The 17870-nt window shown below is 71.1% G+C and carries 18 protein-coding genes; 4 read left to right on the plus strand and 14 right to left on the minus strand.

The window, feature by feature from the left end; translation table 11 throughout:
• Nucleotides 1-123 precede the first annotated feature (123 nt).
• The 4 genes from JOM49_RS00270 to JOM49_RS00285 are packed head-to-tail and all read right to left on the minus strand — an operon-like array spanning nucleotide 124 to nucleotide 3185.
• Complete coding sequence (locus JOM49_RS00270) at nucleotides 124-1275, minus strand: glycosyltransferase family 4 protein (protein WP_209662166.1); 1152 nt, start codon at nucleotides 1273-1275, stop codon at nucleotides 124-126.
• A gap of 17 nt (nucleotides 1276-1292) precedes the next feature.
• Nucleotides 1293-1940 (minus strand): L-threonylcarbamoyladenylate synthase, encoded by a 648-nt coding sequence (locus tag JOM49_RS00275; RefSeq protein ID WP_209662167.1) that lies wholly within the window; start codon nucleotides 1938-1940, stop codon nucleotides 1293-1295.
• Between the two features lie 23 nt (nucleotides 1941-1963).
• Nucleotides 1964-2827 carry a peptide chain release factor N(5)-glutamine methyltransferase gene (gene prmC / locus JOM49_RS00280; protein WP_209662168.1) on the minus strand — a complete coding sequence of 288 codons (864 nt, stop codon included), beginning with the start codon at nucleotides 2825-2827 and terminating at the stop codon, nucleotides 1964-1966.
• A gap of 13 nt (nucleotides 2828-2840) precedes the next feature.
• Entirely contained in the window at nucleotides 2841-3185 is a 345-nt protein-coding gene (locus JOM49_RS00285; RefSeq protein WP_209662169.1) for a MerR family transcriptional regulator, read from the minus strand.
• A gap of 58 nt (nucleotides 3186-3243) precedes the next feature.
• Between JOM49_RS00285 and JOM49_RS00290 the strand changes: the two genes are divergently transcribed.
• Together JOM49_RS00290 and JOM49_RS00295 are read left to right on the plus strand one after the other, a co-directional pair.
• Nucleotides 3244-4017: an alpha/beta fold hydrolase gene (locus JOM49_RS00290; protein ID WP_209662170.1), complete on the plus strand. Its 774-nt coding sequence runs from the start codon at nucleotides 3244-3246 to the stop codon at nucleotides 4015-4017.
• A gap of 3 nt (nucleotides 4018-4020) precedes the next feature.
• On the plus strand, nucleotides 4021-4815 hold the full coding sequence (locus JOM49_RS00295; protein ID WP_209662171.1) for a TIGR03619 family F420-dependent LLM class oxidoreductase: 795 nt from the start codon (nucleotides 4021-4023) through the stop codon (nucleotides 4813-4815).
• Between the two features lie 67 nt (nucleotides 4816-4882).
• Here JOM49_RS00295 and JOM49_RS00300 read toward each other — a convergent pair whose 3' ends face one another.
• From JOM49_RS00300 to rpmE, 3 genes are all read right to left on the minus strand, one after another.
• Nucleotides 4883-5779 carry a hypothetical protein gene (locus JOM49_RS00300; RefSeq protein ID WP_209662172.1) on the minus strand — a complete coding sequence of 299 codons (897 nt, stop codon included), beginning with the start codon at nucleotides 5777-5779 and terminating at the stop codon, nucleotides 4883-4885.
• A gap of 52 nt (nucleotides 5780-5831) precedes the next feature.
• The gene (gene prfA / locus JOM49_RS00305) at nucleotides 5832-6899 is read right to left on the minus strand and encodes a peptide chain release factor 1 (protein ID WP_209662173.1); all 1068 of its coding nucleotides are present in this window, start codon (nucleotides 6897-6899) and stop codon (nucleotides 5832-5834) included.
• Nucleotides 6900-6976: 77 nt separating this feature from the next.
• Nucleotides 6977-7204, minus strand: coding sequence for a 50S ribosomal protein L31 (rpmE, locus tag JOM49_RS00310; RefSeq protein ID WP_209662174.1), 228 nt, complete (start codon nucleotides 7202-7204; stop codon nucleotides 6977-6979).
• 211 nt (nucleotides 7205-7415) lie between these two features.
• Between rpmE and JOM49_RS00315 the strand changes: the two genes are divergently transcribed.
• Nucleotides 7416-7940, plus strand: a complete 525-nt coding sequence (locus tag JOM49_RS00315; RefSeq protein WP_209662175.1) for a CHAP domain-containing protein — start codon at nucleotides 7416-7418, stop codon at nucleotides 7938-7940.
• 153 nt (nucleotides 7941-8093) lie between these two features.
• Here JOM49_RS00315 and rho read toward each other — a convergent pair whose 3' ends face one another.
• The 6 genes from rho to argS form a co-directional block, all read right to left on the minus strand.
• Nucleotides 8094-10142, minus strand: a complete 2049-nt coding sequence (rho, locus tag JOM49_RS00320; protein WP_209662176.1) for a transcription termination factor Rho — start codon at nucleotides 10140-10142, stop codon at nucleotides 8094-8096.
• Nucleotides 10143-10521: 379 nt separating this feature from the next.
• Nucleotides 10522-11400, minus strand: a complete 879-nt coding sequence (gene thrB / locus JOM49_RS00325; protein WP_209662177.1) for a homoserine kinase — start codon at nucleotides 11398-11400, stop codon at nucleotides 10522-10524.
• On the minus strand, nucleotides 11397-12443 hold the full coding sequence (gene thrC, locus JOM49_RS00330; RefSeq protein ID WP_209662178.1) for a threonine synthase: 1047 nt from the start codon (nucleotides 12441-12443) through the stop codon (nucleotides 11397-11399). Before thrC ends, thrB begins: the two co-directional genes overlap by 4 nt.
• Nucleotides 12440-13741, minus strand: coding sequence for a homoserine dehydrogenase (locus JOM49_RS00335; RefSeq protein WP_209662179.1), 1302 nt, complete (start codon nucleotides 13739-13741; stop codon nucleotides 12440-12442). Before JOM49_RS00335 ends, thrC begins: the two co-directional genes overlap by 4 nt.
• Nucleotides 13738-15174, minus strand: a complete 1437-nt coding sequence (gene lysA / locus JOM49_RS00340) for a diaminopimelate decarboxylase (protein ID WP_209662180.1) — start codon at nucleotides 15172-15174, stop codon at nucleotides 13738-13740. Before lysA ends, JOM49_RS00335 begins: the two co-directional genes overlap by 4 nt.
• Before the next feature lie 4 nt (nucleotides 15175-15178).
• Nucleotides 15179-16834, minus strand: a complete 1656-nt coding sequence (gene argS / locus JOM49_RS00345; protein ID WP_209662181.1) for an arginine--tRNA ligase — start codon at nucleotides 16832-16834, stop codon at nucleotides 15179-15181.
• A 73-nt stretch (nucleotides 16835-16907) separates the two neighbouring features.
• Here argS and JOM49_RS00350 point away from each other — a divergent pair, with 73 nt between their 5' ends.
• Nucleotides 16908-17606 carry a thioredoxin-like domain-containing protein gene (locus tag JOM49_RS00350; protein ID WP_209662182.1) on the plus strand — a complete coding sequence of 233 codons (699 nt, stop codon included), beginning with the start codon at nucleotides 16908-16910 and terminating at the stop codon, nucleotides 17604-17606.
• Here JOM49_RS00350 and JOM49_RS00355 read toward each other — a convergent pair.
• Complete coding sequence (locus JOM49_RS00355) at nucleotides 17603-17869, minus strand: hypothetical protein (protein WP_209662183.1); 267 nt, start codon at nucleotides 17867-17869, stop codon at nucleotides 17603-17605. The two genes, JOM49_RS00350 and JOM49_RS00355, sit on opposite strands and share 4 nt — an antisense overlap.
• Between the last annotated feature and the right edge of the window lies 1 nt (nucleotide 17870).

The raw sequence follows: 17870 nt of genomic DNA on the forward strand, positions 1-17870 counted from the left end.
CGGCCCTGGACCCGCTGCCGCGAACGCCGTCGCGGCGCCAGGGTCCCGGCACCGACCAGCGCGGCCAGGTCGAACAGCGCCTTCGAACGAACCGGCGCAGTCCCCGTAGATCGCCGAACGGCCCTAGACGCGCTGCCGCGAGCGCAATCTCGGCACCGCCGACACCAGGATCGCCAGCAGCAACCCGGCACCGACCAGCCAGAACACGGCACCCGTGTCGAAGAGGGTCACCGAGACCACGCCGAACGCCAGTACTCCGGCCCACAAGTAGATGAGCATGACCGCCCGGCGCTGGGAGTGGCCGATCTCCAGCAGCCGGTGGTGCAGGTGCATCTTGTCCGCGGCGAACGGGCTCTCACCACGCCGGGTGCGCCGGACCACGGCGAGCAGCAGGTCCAGCAGCGGCACGAACAGCACCGCGGCCACCACCAGCAGCGGCGACAGCAGCGCCACCGTGTCGGTCGGGTCCACCTGCGAGTACGGGATCTTGCCCGAGGCCGAGGTGCTCGCGGCGGCCAGCATCAGGCCGATCAGCATCGAGCCCGAGTCGCCCATGAAGATCTTCGCGGGCTGGAAGTTGTGCGGCAGGAAACCGAGGCAGGCCCCGGCCAGGGCGGCCGCGATCAGGGCGGGCGGGTAGCTGCCCACGTCGCCGCCGGTGTCGTGCAGCACGCCGAGCGAGAACGCGCAGGTGGCCGCGGCGGCGATGAACCCGAGCCCGGCGGCCAGGCCGTCCAGCCCGTCGACGAAGTTCATCGCGTTGATCATCAGCACCACCAGGAACACCGCGAGCAGCCCGCCCTGGTTCTTGTCCAGCACCAGCACCGAGCCGAGGCCGTCGCCCTCGCCCCACGGCACCCAGAACGACACCCACTGCAGGCCGAACAGCACCAGCAGCCCGGCGCACATCACCTGACCGGCCAGCTTCGTCCAGGCGTCCAGCTCGATCCGGTCGTCCAGCGCGCCGATCAGCACGATCAGCCCGCCGCCGATCAGCACGCCGACCGGGTCCAGCGAGTACTCGAAGGCCCGCCGCAGCACCGGCAGCTGGTGGGCCAGCGCCATGCCGCCGACCACGCCGAAGTACATCGCCAGCCCGCCCATCCGCGGGATCGGGATGACGTGCACGTCGCGGGCGCGGGGGTTGGCCACCGCCCCGATCTTGATCGCGAACCGGCGCACCAGACCGGTCAGGAGGAAGGTCAGCGCCGCCGCGGTGAGTCCGACGAGCAGGTACTCGCGGATCGGCAGGCCTTGGGTGATCGTGGGGGGCACGGGGAGATCTCTCAGGTTCAGGCGGACAGCACGGGGACGCCGAGCACTTCGGACACCGCGTCCACGCTCACCGCGCCCTCGCGCAGCACGAGCGGCTGGTCGCCGGTCAGGTCGACGATGGTCGACGGCACGGGCTCACCGCTCGGCCCGCCGTCGAGGTAGACCGCCACCGAGTCACCCAGCTGCTCCTGCGCCTCCTGCGCGGTCGCGGCGGGCGGCTGACCGGAGACGTTGGCGCTGGAAACCGCCATCGGGCCGACCTCGCGCAGCAGCTCCAGCGCCACCGGGTGCAGCGGCATCCGCAGCATGACCGTGCCGCGGGTGGTGCCGAGGTCCCACCGCAGGCTCGGCGCGTGCGGGAGCACAATGGACAAATCGCCCGGCCAGAAGGCTTCGATCAGCGCTCTTCCCTGCGGTGGCACGCCGAGCACCAGTCCGTCCACTGTGGACCAGGAACCGACCAGCACGCCGACCGGCATGTCCGGGCCGCGGTTCTTGGCCCGCAGGAGCGACTGCACGGCGGCGCCGTCGAAGGCGTCGGCGCCGATGCCGTAGACCGTGTCGGTCGGCAGCACCACCAGCCTGCTCGAGCGGACCGCGCCGGCCGCCGCGGTCAGGCCGTCGGCTCGGGAATCGGGTTGGCTGCAGTCGTACACCGCGCTCATGCACCGCAGCCTACTGCTCCCGGTTAACCGCGACGGGCGGTGGTGAACCTGGGACGCCCGGTGAGGTCGGGGTGGCAGCGGACGTCGCTGAGCACGCGGCGCCCGGCGATCAGTTCGGGCACCACCGAACCGTGCGTGTCGTCGTGCTCGATGGCCAGGCCGCCGGTGGGTTTGAGCAGGCGGGCGCCCGCGGCGACGGCGTGCCGGATCACTTCGAGTCCGCCCTCCTGGGCGAAGACCGCCTGCGGCGGGTCGAAGTCGGCCACCTCGGGCGGCACCTCGGTGCTCGGCGGCACGTACGGCGGGTTGCACAGCACCAGGTCGACCAGGCCGTCCAGCTCGGCGAACATGCTGCCGTCGGCGATGTCCCCGGAGTACAGCCGGATCGCGGTGTCGCCCGCCGCGGCCCGCGCCTCGGCGTTGTGCCGAGCCCAGGCGAGCGCCTGCGGGTCGATGTCGACCGCGTAGACCACGGCGTCCGGCCGTTCGTGCGCCACGGCCAGCGCGAGCGCGCCGGACCCGGTGCACAGGTCGACCACCACCGGGTACTGCCTGCCCTCGATGATCGACAGACCCCATTCGAGCAGCAGCTCGGTCTCCGGGCGCGGCACGAAGACCCCGGCGCCGACGTCCACGGTGATCCGGCCCATCGGCGCCCAGCCGGTCAGGTGCTGCAGCGGGACGCGCTTGGCGCGCTGGTTCACCAGCTGCCCGATGGCCTCGACCACCGGCGGGTCGACCAGCGGCACCAGCGGGAGGCGGGTGCGCTCCACGCCGAGCACGTGGGCCGCGATCAGTTCGGCGTCGGTGCGCGGGGACGCGACCCCGGCGCGTTCGAGGATCCTCGTCGCTTCGATGATCGCCAGCCGGAGGGGTTGCCGCTTCACGTCTTCCAGCCTGTCACACCACCGGCAGATAACCGGCGAGCGCACCGCGGTTGCGCCGCAGTGTGTCGATCCGCGCATCGAGCTCCGCCACCTCGGCACGCAGGGTTTTCACCAAGGTGGGGCACAAGTCCAGCCGATCGAGGTCTTCCATCGTGCACGGCAGCACCTCAGCGATCACCTCGGTGGACAGTCCGAGGTCCAGCAGCTTGCGGATGTGGCGCACGGTGGCGACCGACTCCTCGTCGTAGCGGCGGTAGCCGTTCGCGTCGCGTCGGGCGGTGAGCAGGCCCTGCTCCTCGTAGTAGCGGAGCATCCGCTGGCTGACGCCCGTCCGGCCCGACAGTTCACCGATCAGCATGAGATCCACCTCACGAGCGCTTGGCCCTGACACCGATGTGAGTGCTTAACGTCGCCGCATGGCTGAACATTTCGCACACCTGGTCCGGGGTTCGGGTCCCGGACTGCTGCTCGCCCATGGCGGGGGCGGCAGCGTCGACGGCAATTTTGGCATGATCCTCGACGAGCTGGCCCGCACGCACACCGTCGTCGGGCCGGACTACCCCGGTTCGGGCGGCACCCCGCGCAGCGGGACCCCGCTCGACCTGGACACCGTGGCCGACACGCTGGTCCGCACGGCGGTGGACGCGGGCGTGGAGCGGTTCACCATCCTCGGCTACTCGGTCGGGACCGGCGTCGCCGTGCGCGCCGCCACGCGGCACCCGGACCGGGTCACCGGGCTGATCCTGACCTCGGGTTTCAGCCACCCCAGCAATAAGCTGCGGCTGGCCGCCGACGTCTGGCTCGCGCTGCTGGCCCAGGACGACCGGCGGCTGCTGGCCAAGTACCTGACCCTGATGGGCAGCGGGGAGCAGGCGCTGAACGCGCTGAGCGAGGCCGAACTGGACGCGTCGATCGACGCGCTGGCCGCGTTCGTCCCGGAAGGCACCCCGGAGCACGTCGAACTGGTCGCCTCGATCGACACGCGTGCCGAACTGGCCGGGATTTCGGTGCCCACGCTGGTGATCGCCACCTCGGCGGACGCGCTGGCGTCGCCCGCGCTGTCCCGGGAACTGGCCGCGGGCATTCCTGGCGCGCAGTTGACCGAAATCGACGCCGGGCACAACATCGGCGGCGAAGCCCCTGAACAATGGCTGTATTCGATCCAGAAGTTCCTCTCCGAGATTGGCTGACCGATGGACCTGCAAGTGGTGCTGCCGAACGAAGCACCGGAAATGGCCCCTGGCCGTCCGGCGGACCTCGCGGTGAAGGCCGAAGAACTCGGCTTCCACACGGCCTGGCTGCCTGATCACGTGCTGCCGCCGGAGGAGTACGGCGATTTCTACGGTGGCGTGTACGAACCGCTGATCACGCTCGCGCACCTCGCCGGGCGGACCAGTCGCATCCGGATCGGCACCTCGGTGCTGGTGCTGCCGCTGCGTGAACCGTTCTCACTGGCCAAACAGGTCGCCACCCTGGACCGGCTGTCCGGCGAGCGGCTCACCCTCGGCCTGGGGGTCGGCTGGGATCGCAAGGAATTCGACAATGTCCATTCGGATTTCACCACCCGGGGTGCCCGAACCGACGAAGCCATCGATTTGATGCGCGCATTGTTCCGCGATGAGCGTTCGTTCGAGGGAAAGTACTACGGATTCGACGGTGGCGTATTCGAGCCGCGCCCACGCGGGAACGTGCGGTTGATGGTCGGCGGAATCAGCGACGCGGCCCTGCGCCGGGCCGGGCGGGTCGCGGATGAATGGCAGAGCATCGAGGCCGATCCGGAGAAGTTCGCCGCCCAGGTGGCCAGGCTGCGTGACCACACCGACCGCCCGATCCGCGTCGGCACCCGGATTTCGTGGGACGGCCTGGAATCCACCGTCACCCGAGCCCGGGCCCTGGCCGACGCGGGTGCCGAGTTCCTGGCCGTCTGGTTCGGCCCGGAAGCCGACTACGAGACGCGCATGACGTCCTTCATGGAGTCGATGCGCTGAGCCCGTTGCTACAAATGTGGCTTTGGGGGCCGATTCCGCCCCCAAAGCCACATTCGTGTCGCGGGTCCTAGCAGTTGCTCTCGGTGGGGATGGGGGCTGCGGGGTCGAAGTACTCCGGCGGCCGCTTGGCCGTCCCACCGGCGGTGGTCATGGTGCGGTCGCTGTACGCGGGGGCCAGCAGCCCCTGTTCCATCGGCCCGCAGGCGATCGAATAGCTGAAGCCCTGGCCGAACGGGGTGTCCAGGCCGCGGTCCTTCGCCGCCCACTCCTTGCCGTCGCGGTAGACGAAGTCGAGGTCCCACCGGGCGCCGGTGACCACGTCCAGCGGGGTGGTCGCCTGGCTCGCGTCGTCGATGTCGAAGGCGTAGGAGAACACCAGGTTCGTCCGGATCAGCAGCTCGTCCCGCTCTTCACCCGGCTCGACGCGGACGGTGCCGCTGATCTTCGGTTCCACGGGCAGCAACCGGAAACCGGGCGCGAGCTTGGTGGCGTAGGCGTCCGGCCAGACCTCGGCCTCACCCAGTTCGGCCCGCAGCCGGTCGCGCGAACCGGGCGCGAGCGGCGCCAGCAACGGCTCCACGTCCGCGCCGGTCAGCACCTGCCGGTTCACCCGGCCCGCCACCAGGAACTCCTTGACCTTGCCCAGCGCGGCCCCCACCTGCGCGGCGGTGAACCCACCGGTGGCGACCGGCTCGGGCAGCCGGATCGCCGCTTCACCCTCGGCCCAGTCCTGCGCGGGCGTGCCCAGGAACGGCCGGTTCTTGTCCAGCGACCACGTCGCCCGCACCACATCGGCGTTGGTGCCCACCGGCTGGGAATCGCGGGCCGCGCGGGCGTAGTAGATGCCCACCCCCGCGGCGGCCACCGCGATCACCGCCAGCACGACCAGCCTGGCCCGGCCGCGCTTCTTCTTCGGCGCGCCTCTTTCGGGCAGGATCGTGCGGCCGTACTGATCTGTCTGCATTCTTCCCCCTGTGCCGGATTCGGTTCCTTGATCGGCGAGCGGGGGTGGTTCGTTAGCCGGAGTGGGCGGAGAGGCGTTCGTCCCGGTCGGCGGAGCGCAGGGCGTCGAGCACGCCGTCGAGGTCGCCGTCGAGCACCTGGTCGAGGTTGTAGGCCTTGTAGTTGACCCGGTGGTCGGAGATCCGGTTCTCCGGGAAGTTGTAGGTGCGCACCCGCTCCGAGCGGTCCACCGTGCGCACCTGCGAGCGGCGGGCGTCCGAGGCCTTGGCCGCGGCCTCCTCCTCGGCGCTGGCCTGCAACCGCGCCTGGAGCACCTGCAGCGCCCGCGCCCGGTTCTGGATCTGCGACTTCTCGTTCTGGCAGGAGACCACGATGCCGGTCGGCAGGTGCGTGATGCGCACCGCCGAGTCCGTGGTGTTCACGCTCTGCCCACCGGGACCGGACGAGCGGAACACGTCGATCCGCAGGTCGTTCGGGTCGATCTCGACCTCGACCTCCTCCGGCTCCGGGTAGATCAGCACGCCGGCCGCGGAGGTGTGGATGCGGCCCTGCGACTCGGTGGCCGGCACGCGCTGCACGCGGTGCACCCCGCCCTCGAACTTCAGCCGCGCCCACACGCCGTCGGCGTCGGTGCCCTTGCTCTTGATGGACACCGTGGCGTCCTTGAAGCCGCCGAGGTCGGAATCCACCGAGTCGAGCACCTCGGCCTTCCAGCCGTGCCGCTCGGCGTAGCGCAGGTACATGCGCAGCAGGTCGCCCGCGAACAACGCGGACTCCTCGCCGCCCTCCCCCGACTTGATCTCCATGACCACGTCCGAGCCGTCGTAGGGGTCGCGCGGCAGCAGCAGCTCGGTCAGCCGCGCCTCCAGCACGGGGACGCGCTCGGCCAGTTCCTCGGCCTCGGCCGCGAACGCCGGGTCCTCGGCCATCTCCCTGGCGGCGGCCAGGTCGCCCCGGACGCCGTCCAGCTCACCGATGGCCCGGACCACCGGGGTGAGCTCGGCGTAGCGGCGGCCGAGCTTGCGCGCCCGGCCCTGGTCGGCGTGCACGGACGGGTCCGCGAGCTGCTTCTCCAGCTCGGCGTACTCGTCGAGCAGCCCGCGCAACGAACTCGAATCCACGGTGTGTCCTTCTGCTGGGGGCGACCGGCACGAAAAACGGCGCCCACCCGCTGTGCGGGTGGGCGCCGTCGGTGAAGCTACTTGGCGTCGGCGCTCTTCTGCCGCTTGCCGTAGCGAGCCTCGAAGCGCGCGACCCGGCCACCGGTGTCGAGGATCTTCTGCTTGCCGGTGTAGAACGGGTGGCAGTTGGAGCAGATCTCGACGTGGATGTCGCCGCTCGTCTTGGTGCTACGAGTGGTGAAGGTGTTGCCGCAGCCGCAGGTCACGTTGGTGACCACGTACTCGGGGTGAATGCCGCTCTTCATGGTGTCCTCTCTTGGCTGGCCGCCGGGTCCCCGGGAACTCCACGGGGTGAACCGGAGCCGGACGTCAGCGGGTGATTCTGCCAGACGCGCTGGTACCCGGTTCAACAGGGCCGGGCCCGCGGCTATTCCCCGGCTTGTACGGATCTTGTACATCTTCACGAGAAGGTGCCGTTGTTGGTGATTCGGCAACTTCGACATGGAGGAGTGAACGATGCGCACCAGGAGACTGCTGATCGGGGCCGCGGCGGCGGCCGCGCTGGCGAGCGCGGCGGTGGCCCCGGCCCAGGCCGGCCCGCTTTCCGCGGAGATCACCGCCGCGGACGTCAACCCGGCCGCGGGCACGTTCACCACCGTGCCGGAGTCGGACCTGTCCGTGCTCGGCGCCGGGGACGGCACGCCGGCGGGGGCCGTGGCGTGGTTCAAGGCGAAGCTGGGGAGCACCGCCTACCAGGGCTACTGCGAGAAGGCGGTGGAGAACGCCTACGGCACCACCGGCGTCTGGGCCTCGGCGAACGCGCACTGGAACGGCGCGAGCCCGAAGCACACCGACGGCAGCAGGCCGCCGAAGGGCGCCTTCGTGTACTGGAACATCAGCCAGTGGGGGCACGTGGGCATCGCCGACGGCAGCGGCGGCATCTACGCCACCAGCATCGGCGGCAAGATCGGCCACGCCTCCAGCGTCAACTACTTCAACAACTACCGCGGCTGGACCCCGGCCGCCGTCCCCCACCAGTAACCTGCGAATGCTAGGAGTGGGGCATTACTAGCGTTCATTGCAAGTAATGCCCCACTCATAGCATTCGGCGCGGCCAGAAGCTCCCCGGTGGGGACCGGAGGGAGCACGAAGGGGCGGCACCATGCGGTGCCGCCCCTTCGTGTGCGTCGGTTGCTAGTCCTCGTCGGGGCCCAGCGCCGTCTTGGAGACCTGCATCAGGAACTCGATGTTGGTCTTCGTCTTGCGCAGGCGGGACAGCAGCAGGTCGATCGCCTGCTGCGAGTCCAGCGCGTGCAGGACCCGGTGCAGCTTCAGCGTCACCGCCAGCTCGTCCGGCGAGAGCAGCAGCTCCTCCTTGCGGGTACCGGACGGGTTGATGTCCACCGCGGGGAAGACGCGCCGCTCGGCGATCTTGCGGTCCAGCTTGAGCTCGGCGTTGCCCGTGCCCTTGAACTCCTCGAAGATCACCGTGTCACCGGTGGACCCGGTTTCCACCATCGCCGTGGCGAAGATGGTCAGCGAGCCGCCGTTCTCGATGTTGCGCGCCGCGCCGAGGAAGCGCTTCGGCGGGAACAACGCGGTCGAGTCGACACCACCGGACAGGATGCGCCCGGACGCCGGGGCCGCCAGGTTGTAGGCACGGCCGAGGCGGGTGATCGAGTCGAGCAGCACCACCACGTCGAGGCCCATTTCGACCAGGCGCTTGGCCCGCTCGATGGACAGCTCGGCGACCGAGGTGTGGTCTGACGGCGGGCGGTCGAAGGTGGAGGCGATGACCTCGCCCTTCACCGACCGCTGCATGTCGGTGACCTCTTCCGGCCGCTCGTCGACCAGCACCACCATCAGGTGGCACTCGGGGTTGTTCGTGGTGATCGCGTTCGCGATGTCCTGCATGATCGTGGTCTTACCGGCCTTGGGCGGCGACACGATCAGCGCGCGCTGCCCCTTGCCGACCGGCATCACCAGGTCGATCACCCGGGTGGTGAGCTTGTGCGACTCGGTCTCGAGCCGCAGGCGCTCGTTCGGGTACAGCGGGGTCAGCTTCGTGAAGTCCGGGCGCTTCTTCGCCTGGTCCGACTCGAGGCCGTTGATGCTGTCCACGCGCACCAGCGGGTTGAACTTCTGCCGCTGCTGCTCGCCCTCACGCGGCTGGCGGACCACGCCGGTGATGGCGTCACCGCGGCGCAGGCCGTACTTGCGGACCAGCGACAGCGAGACGTAGACGTCGTTCGGCCCGGCCAGGTAGCCCGAGGTGCGGACGAACGCGTAGTTGTCCAGCACGTCGAGGATGCCGGCCACCGGGAGCAGGACGTCGTCCTCGCGCACCTCGGTGTCCGGGCTGCTGCTGCCGCCCTCGCCACGGCCACCGCGGCGGCGGCGGTCGCGGAAGCGGCGGCCGCGACGGCCGCCCTCTTCGTCGTCGTCGGCCTGCGGGCCACCACGGTTGTCGCGGTTGTCCTGCTGGCCGCGCTGGCGGTCGTTCTGCCGGTCGCCACGGTCCTGCCGGTCGCCACGGTCACCGCGGTCTTGGCGGTCACCGCGGTCCTGCCGGTCGCCACGCTGCCGGTCACCGCGTTGCTGCTGGTCACCGCCCTGCTGGCGGTCACCGGACGGCCGGTCGCCGCCCTGCTGGCGGTCGCGGCGCTGCTCGCCGGAACCACCGCCGGACGAGTCCGCGGCGCGGTTCGACCCGCGGCGGCGGCGCCCGCCCTCACGGCGGCCACCGTCCTCGCCCGAGGCGGACTGGTCGCCGGACGGCGCCTCGCTCTCGGACTCCTTGCGCTCGGCCTGCTGCGGCTCGGCGGCCGGAGCCTTCGCGGCGGGCGGGGCCTGCTGCTCCGGCTGGGCCTCGGCCTTCGGCTGCTCGACCGGCTTCTCGGCCTTCTCGGCCTCCTTGCGCGGTGCGCGGGCCTTCGTTTCGGCCGGCTTGCTCCCCTCGATGCCGTCCAGCGGAAGCGTGTCCGCGGTGGTGGCGGTCGCGGCGGCGCTGGTGCGCCGCTTGGTCTTGCCCTGGCGCTCGCGAATGGCCGCGATCAGGTCCCCCTTGCGCATGCCCGCGGTGTCGCTGATGCCGAGCTCCCCGGCCAGCGAACGCAGGTCGGCGATGACCATTCCGGACAGACCGCCCGGACGGCGTTTCGGCGCGGCGGTGCCGTTGGCCTGCGGTTCGGCCGAAGACTCACCGGTAGCCGCGTCGCCGCTCAGTAGATCGGTGTTGCTCACACAAGTCCTTCCTTACCGATCCACGCCTCCACGGTGGATCAGCGGACTGCCGCCCGCGTCCGAATCACGAGACGGCTAGTTGTTCCCGTGGCCGGAAGCCAGATCCAGCCGAGACGTACGAGTCACGGCGGGAGAACCGCCGACACGGGAAGTACGTGCCCCATACGGCACACGCGAAATTCGTCACCGCGACCGCACCGGAGCCCGTCGCCACGCTCCAGGATCCCCGCAGGAACCTGGACTGGACGGGAAAATGCGATCCGGGCTGAACCCCCGGAACCTGCACCGGGTGCGGACTGCGCACGGTGATCGAACGCCCCCGAGGGTAGACCGGCCCGCTTCACCGTGCAACAACCACCCCTACTTTGCCTTCGGCGTGTTATCCCACGGCGACCTGCACCCCGGCCGAATCGACCGGGAGCGCGGTGACCTCGAATGATGTAACGTCCACCACGTCCGGAAGTATTCCCGTCGTGGTCAGGGCCAGCACCGTGGGCCCGGCGCCGGAAATCGCCGCCGCCACTCCCTGCGCCCGCAACTCGCGAACCAGCCGTGCGCTGTCCGGGTAGGCCGGGGCGCGGTAGTGCTGGTGCAGGCGGTCCTCGGTGGCGCTGAGCAGCAGTTCCGGGTTGCCCACGAGCGCACGCACGGCCAGTGCCGCGCGGCCCGCGTTGAACGCCGCGTCGGCGTGCGGCACGTGCTCGGGCAGCAGGCCGCGCGTGGCGTCGGTGGACGAGCGCAGGCCCGGCACGGCGAGCACCGGCCGCAGGTCGGGGTGCGGGTCGAGCCGTTCCGCGCCGAACCGGCCGCCGGTCTCCCAGGCGATGACCAGGCCCCCGAGCAGGCTCGCCGCCGCGTTGTCCGCGTGGCCCTCGAACTCCGCCGCCAGCTGCAGCGCGTCGTCGTCGAGTTCGCGCCCGGCCAGCGCGTATCCCGCGGCCACCCCGGAAACCACCGCGGCGGCCGAAGATCCGAGGCCGCGCGCGTGCGGAATCGCGTTGTGGCAACGCAGGTGCAGCCCGGGCACGGAAAAGCCGAGATGGTCGCACGCGCGACGCAGCGCGCGCACCACCAGATGGGTCTCGTCGGTGGGCACGTCACCCACGCCGCCCGCTCCGGCGTCGAGCACCTCGACCTTGAGCCCGGCGTCGGTGACCTGCACCTCCACCACGTCGTACAGCCCGAGCGCCAGGCCCAGCACGTCGAACCCCGGGCCGAGGTTCGCCGTGGACGCCGGGACCCTGACCCGCAGATTCACGCCAGCTCCAGCGCCGCCGCCACGGCGGTCGGGTCCACCGCCAGCGGTTCCACCTCGACCACGCCGTTCAGGGCGGTGGCGGGGTCCTTGAGCCCGTGCCCGGTCACCGTGCAGACCACCGTCGACCCCCGCGGGATCCGGCCGTCCGCGGCGGTGATCAGCAGCCCGGCCACGCTGGTCGCCGAGGCGGGCTCGACGAACACGCCCTCCTTGCGGGCCAGCAGCCGGTACGCCTCGAGGATCTGCTCGTCGGTGGCCTTCTCGAACAGGCCGCCGGAGGCGTCCTTCGCCTTGACCGCCTTGGTCCAGGACGCCGGGCTGCCCACGCGGATCGCGGTGGCCACGGTCTCCGGCTGGCTCACCGGCTCGCCGTCGACCAGCGGCGCGGCGCCCGCGGCCTGGAAGCCGAACATGCGGGGTGTGCCGTCCACCACACCGTCGGCGGCGTACTCGGCGTACCCCGCCCAGTAGGCCGAGATGTTGCCGGCGTTGCCGACCGGCAGGCAGTGGATGTCCGGCGCCGCGCCGAGCACGTCGCAGACCTCCCACGCGGCGCTCTTCTGGCCGACCAGGCGCACCGGGTTGACCGAGTTCACCAGGGTCACCGGGTAGTCGGCCGCGGTCTTGCGCGCCAACTCCAGGCAGTCGTCGAAGTTGCCCTCGACCTGCAGGATCTTCGCGCCGTGCGCGACCGCCTGGGCCATCTTGCCCAGCGCGATCTTGCCCTCGGGCACCAGCACCGCGCTGGTCAGCCCGGCGCGGGCGGCGTAGGCCGAAGCCGAGGCCGAGGTGTTGCCGGTGGAGGCGCAGATGACCGCCTTGAGCCCGCTGGCCAGCGCGTGCGTGATCGCCACGGTCATCCCGCGGTCCTTGAACGAGCCGGTCGGGTTGGCGCCCTCGACCTTGAGGTAGACCGTGCTCCCGGTCAGCTCGGACAGGTGCGGCGCGGGCAGCAGCGGCGTGTTCCCCTCGCCGAGGGTGACGATCTTCGCGCCCTCGGGGATGGGAATGCGGTCCGCGTACGCCTCGATGATCCCGGTCACTGGTCTTCGCCTTCCACGCGCATAACGCTGACCACCTCGTGCACCACGTCCATCTTCGCGATCTCGTCCACAGTGGACTCCAGGGCCGCGTCCGGCGCCAGGTGGGTGACGATCACCAGGCTCGCGGTGGACAACCGGTCGCGCTGGCGGACCGCGGCGATGCTCACGCCGTTCGCCGCGAACGCCTGCGCCACCTGGGCCAGCACACCCGGCCGGTCGGCCACGTCCAGGCTGACGTGGTAGCGCGTCGGGGTCTGGCCCATCGGCCGCACGGGCAGCGCGGCGTGCGCCGACTCGCGCGGGCCGAGCCCGCCGAGCACCCGGTTGCGGGCCACCGCGACCAGGTCGCCGAGCACGGCGCTGGCGGTCGGCGCGCCCCCGGCGCCCTGGCCGTAGAACATCAGCTCACCGGCGGCGTCGGCCTCGACGTAGACCGCGTTGAACGCCCCGCTGACCCCGGCGAGCTGGTGCGCGCGCGGGATCATCACCGGGTGCACGCGGGCGGAAACCGACTCACTGCCGTCGTCGCTGGTCACCCGTTCGCAGATGGCGAGCAGCTTGACCGTGCGGTTCAGCATCTTCGCCGCGGTGATGTCGGACGCGGTGACCCCGGCGATGCCCTCACGGTGCACGTCGGCCGCGGTCACCCGGGTGTGGAAGGCGAGCGAGGCCAGGATCGCGGCCTTGGAGGCGGCGTCGTAACCGTCCACGTCGGCCGTCGGGTCCGCCTCGGCGTACCCCAGCCTGCTGGCTTCGTCCAGCGCCTCGGCGTACCCGGCACCGGTGGAGTCCATCGCGGACAGGATGTAGTTCGTGGTGCCGTTGACGATGCCCATCACGCGGGTGATCCGGTCGCCTGCCAGTGATTCGCGCAGCGGGCGCAGCAGCGGGATGGCCCCGGCGACCGCGGCCTCGAAGTAGAGGTCGGCGCCGGAGGCGTCGGCGGCCTCGGACAGCTCCGCGGAGTTCTCCGAGAGCAGCGCCTTGTTCGCCGTGACCACCGACTTGCCGGCACGCAGGGCGTCCAGCAGCCAGGTGCGGGTCGGCTCGATGCCGCCGATCAGCTCGACGACCACGTCCACGTCGTCCGCCGCGACCAGTTCGGCCGCGTCCCTGGTGAGCAGTTCGGGGGGCAGTTCCGGGTGCTTGTCCGGGCGGCGCACGGCGATGCCCGCCAGCTCGACCGGCGCGCCGGCGCGGGCGGCCAGCTCGCCGGCCTGCTCGGTCAGCAGGCGCGCGACCTCACCGCCGACCGTGCCGCAGCCGAGCAGCGCTACGCGTATCGGGGTGGACCTCACGAAACCTCCAGACCCAGCATGTCCTCGGTGGTTTCCCGGCGCAGCAGCAGCCGCGCCCCGCCGTTGCGGACCGAGACCACCGCCGGGCGTGGCTGGCGGTTGTAGTTGCTGGCCATCGAGTAGCAGTAGGCGCCGGTCGCGGCGACCGCGAGCAGGTCACCGGGAGCCAGGTTGTCGGGCAACCAGCAGTCGCGGACCACGATGTCGCCGGACTCACAGTGTTTTCCCACCACGCGGGACAACGCGGCGCGCGCTTCGTCGTCCTGGCCGTCCGCGGCGGCGCGCGAGACCAGCCGCACGTCGTAGACCGCGTCGTAGAGCGAGGTGCGGATGTTGTCGCTCATCCCGCCGTCGACGCTGACGTACCGGCGGACCGCGTTGTCGCCCAGCGAGACGTCCTTGATGGTGCCGACCTCGTACAGCGTGACCGTGCCGGGACCGGCGATCGCGCGGCCCGGCTCCCCGGCGATGCGCGGCACCGGCAGCCCGGCGAAGGCGCACTCCTTGCGCACGATCTCCCGGATCTGGGTGATCATCTGCGCCGGCGGCGGCGGGTTGTCGCGATCGGTGTAGGCGATGCCGAACCCGCCACCGAGGTCCACAATGGACAGCTGGTCGAGCAGTTCGGGGCCGTGTTCCTTGCCCAGCTCGGCGAGCAGGCCGATGATCCGGCGCGCGGCCACCTCGAAGCCGTCGGCGTCGAAGATCTGCGAGCCGATGTGGCTGTGCAGCCCGATCAGCTTCAGCGAACCGGCGTTGAGCACCCGGCGCACCGCCTCGGCGGCGTCCCCGGAAGCCAGCGAGAAGCCGAACTTCTGGTCCTCGTGCGCGGTCGCGATGAACTCGTGCGTGTGCGCCTCGACGCCGACGGTGACCCGCACCATCACCTGCTGGGTGATCTCGTGGCGCGCGGCCACCTCGGCCAGCCTGGCGATCTCGAAGTACGAGTCGAGCACCACGGTGCCCACCCCGGCGGTGACCGCGGCTTCCAGCTCGGCGACCGACTTGTTGTTGCCGTGGAAGGTGATCCGCTCGGGCGGGAACCCGGCGCGCTGCGCGATGGCCAGTTCGCCACCGCTGCACACGTCCAGGCTCAGGCCCTGCGCGGCCACCCAGCGCGCGACCTCGGTGCACAGGAACGCCTTCGACGCGTAGTGCACCAGTGCCGGGTCGTCGAACGCCTCGGCGTACTCGGCGCACCGGGACTTGAAGTCGGCCTCGTCGATGACGAAGAGCGGGGTGCCGTAGGTCTCGGCCAGCTCCCGCACGTCCACCCCGGCGATCCGGACCACACCGTCCGGCGCGCGGAAGGAGTTGCGGGGCCACACCTTGGGGTAGAGCCGGTCCAGTTCGCCCGAGGTGGACGGGGGGAACCCGGCGGTGTCCGCATGGGCATGGACCTCGGCGTATCGGGGTCCCGCGGGGTGAGCCATGAAACTACATCCGTTCCGGCGCCGAAACGCCCAGCAGTTCGAGACCGTTGGCGAGCACCTGGCGCGCGGCCTCGCAGAGCGCGAGGCGGGCGAAGGTGAGCGGCGTGGGGTCCTCCCCGCCCTGCGGCAGCACGCGGGCCACGTCGTAGAACTTGTGGTAGGCGCTCGCGAGGCTCTCCAGGTACCGGGCGACGCGGTGCGGTTCCCGCAGTTCCGCCGCCTTCCTCAACATTTCCGGGAATTCGCCGATCGTTCGGATCAGGTCACCTTCCCGCGGGTGGGTGAGCAGGCCGAGGTCCGGCCGCTCGCCGGCCTTGAGGCCCAGCTCGGCGGCGTTGCGCTGCAGCGAGGCCAGCCGCGCGTGTGCGTACTGCACGTAGTAGACCGGGTTTTCGTTGCTGTGCTTGCGCAGCAGGTCCAGGTCGATGTCCAGGGTGGAGTCGACCGAGTACCTGGCCAGCTCGTAGCGGGCGGCGTCCACGCCGACCGCCTCGACCAGGTCGTCCATGGTGATCACGGTGCCCGCGCGCTTGCTCATCCGCACCGGCTTGCCGTCGCTGACCAGGTTGACCATCTGCCCGATCAGCACCTCGACCACGGCCGGGTCGTCGCCCAGCGAGGCGGCGGCCGCCTTCAGCCGGGTGACGTAGCCGTGGTGGTCCGCGCCGAGCATGTAGATGCACAGGTCGAAGCCGCGCTGGCGCTTGTCGTGCAGGTAGGCGATGTCCCCGGCGATGTAGGCCGGGTGGCCGTCCTGCTTGATCACCACGCGGTCCTTGTCGTCCCCGTGGTCGGTGGTGCGCAGCCACCAGGCACCGTCGTCGAAGTACAGCGTGCCCTCGTCCTTGAGCTTCGCCACCAGCCGGTCGACCTCGCCGTTCTCGTGCAGCGAGTTCTCGTGGAAGAACACGTCGAAGTCGGTGCCGAACTCGTGCAGCGCCTTCTTGATCTCGCTGAACATCAGCTCGATGCCGACCTTGCGGAAGGTCTCGTGCCGCTCGGCCTCGGGCAGCGACAGCGCGCTGGGCTCCTGGCGCAGCACCTCGGCGGCGACGTCGCTGATGTAGGTGCCCGCGTAGCCGTCCTCCGGCGCGGGCTCGCCCTTCGCGGCGGCGATCAGGGACCTGACGAACCGGTCGATCTGCGCGCCGGCGTCGTTGAAGTAGTACTCGCGGGTGACCTCGGCGCCCTGCGCGGTCAGCACCCGGCCCAGCGCGTCGCCGACGGCGGCCCAGCGGGTGCCGCCGAGGTGGATCGGCCCGGTCGGGTTGGCCGAGACGAACTCGAGGTTGATCTTGAGCCCGCCCAGCGCGTCACCGCGGCCGTACGCCTTGCCCGCGGCGAGCACCTGGCTGATCTGGGCGCCCTGGGCGCTCGCGCCGAGCCGGAGGTTGAGGAAGCCGGGCCCGGCCACCTCGGCGGCTTCGACGCCGTCCGCCTTGGCGAGCGACTCGGCCAGCGCGTCGGCGAAGTCCCGCGGTTTGAGCCCGGCCTTCTTCGCCACCTGCAGCGCCAGGTTCGTCGCGTAATCTCCGTGCTCGGGGTTGCGGGGTCGCTCGATCGTCACCGCGTCGGGCAGCACCGCCGGGTCGAGACCACGGGCAGTCAGGACGTCCACGGCGGAGGTTCGGACAAGTGCGGCGAGATCGGCGGGAGTCACCTGCCGAATTCTAGGTGTGCCCCGCTGACCGGCACCAAGACGGTCCCAGGACCGGGCGAAAGGCGAGCAGGCGATGAATTCGAGGACGACGGCGCTGGTCATCGCGCTGGTGGGGGTACTGCTGGCGGGTGCCGCGCTGACCGGCGTGGCGCTGCTCACCGCGGAGCGGGCGGTGGCCGGGCAGGCGAGGGTTTCCGAGCGGGACCTGCGGCTCGCGGCGTTCATGCCGTCGGAGGCCAACCCGGATCCGTCGACCGCCATCCCGGGGGTCGTGCGGCAGTCATACGACCCCGGGTTGCACGTGGCCGCACCCCAGCGGATCGCCTACGACCACTCCCCGCCCTTCGGCGGCAGGCACGACCAGGTCTGGGCCGCGTGCAACGGCGTGGTCTACCCGGAAGGGGTACGGACCGAGCACCTCGTGCACTCGCTCGAACACGGCGCGGTGTGGATCGCGTACGACCCGGACCGGGTGACCGGCGCCGAGCGCGCGAAGCTGGCCGAGCGCGTCGAGGGCAAGCCGTACCTGGTGATGTCGCCCTACCCCGGGCTGGACCAGCCGATCTCGCTGCAGTCCTGGGGTCACCAGCTGAAGGTCGCCTCGGCCGACGACGAGCGCATCGATCAGTTCGTCACCGCGCTGCTGCTGAACCCGTCGACCTTCCCCGAACCCGGCGCCCCCTGCGACCCCGGCCCCGGTGGCTTCGACCAGGACGCGCCGCCGCCGTTCGACCCGACTCCGCCAGGACCGGACGCGCAGCCGCCGATCTAGGCCTTCAGCAGGCGCTCCAGTTCTTCGCCTGCCTCGTCGCAGCCGGCGTCCGAGATCCGCTGCAGTTCGAGCAGGTCGCCCGCCGCGACCGCGCGCCGGGTGAGCAGGTGCCCGGCACGCAGGCACCCCTCGTCCAGCAGCTCGCTCAGTTCGTCGAGATCGGCACGGGCGTCGGCGAGGTCGGCGAGCCGGTCCATGGCCGTCTCGTTGCCCTCGTCGGCCAAAGCACGCAGGGTCTCCCGGTCCGAGTTCGCGTTCACCATG

Origin of the sequence: Amycolatopsis magusensis (genome assembly GCF_017875555.1) — a bacterium.
GTDB lineage: Bacteria > Actinomycetota > Actinomycetes > Mycobacteriales > Pseudonocardiaceae > Amycolatopsis > Amycolatopsis magusensis.

Excerpts from the sequence above, each read along its gene's own strand:
- JOM49_RS00275 (WP_209662167.1), bottom strand. The coding sequence starts at position 1,940 with ATGAGCGCGGTGTACGACTGCAGCCAACCCGATTCCCGAGCCGACGGC.
- JOM49_RS00285 (WP_209662169.1), bottom strand. The coding sequence starts at position 3,185 with ATGCTGATCGGTGAACTGTCGGGCCGGACGGGCGTCAGCCAGCGGATG.
- JOM49_RS00290 (WP_209662170.1), top strand. The coding sequence starts at position 3,244 with ATGGCTGAACATTTCGCACACCTGGTCCGGGGTTCGGGTCCCGGACTG.
- JOM49_RS00295 (WP_209662171.1), top strand. The coding sequence starts at position 4,021 with ATGGACCTGCAAGTGGTGCTGCCGAACGAAGCACCGGAAATGGCCCCT.
- JOM49_RS00300 (WP_209662172.1), bottom strand. The coding sequence starts at position 5,779 with ATGCAGACAGATCAGTACGGCCGCACGATCCTGCCCGAAAGAGGCGCG.
- rpmE (WP_209662174.1), bottom strand. The coding sequence starts at position 7,204 with ATGAAGAGCGGCATTCACCCCGAGTACGTGGTCACCAACGTGACCTGC.
- JOM49_RS00315 (WP_209662175.1), top strand. The coding sequence starts at position 7,416 with ATGCGCACCAGGAGACTGCTGATCGGGGCCGCGGCGGCGGCCGCGCTG.
- lysA (WP_209662180.1), bottom strand. The coding sequence starts at position 15,174 with ATGGCTCACCCCGCGGGACCCCGATACGCCGAGGTCCATGCCCATGCG.
- JOM49_RS00350 (WP_209662182.1), top strand. The coding sequence starts at position 16,908 with ATGAATTCGAGGACGACGGCGCTGGTCATCGCGCTGGTGGGGGTACTG.
- JOM49_RS00355 (WP_209662183.1), bottom strand. The coding sequence starts at position 17,869 with ATGGTGAACGCGAACTCGGACCGGGAGACCCTGCGTGCTTTGGCCGAC.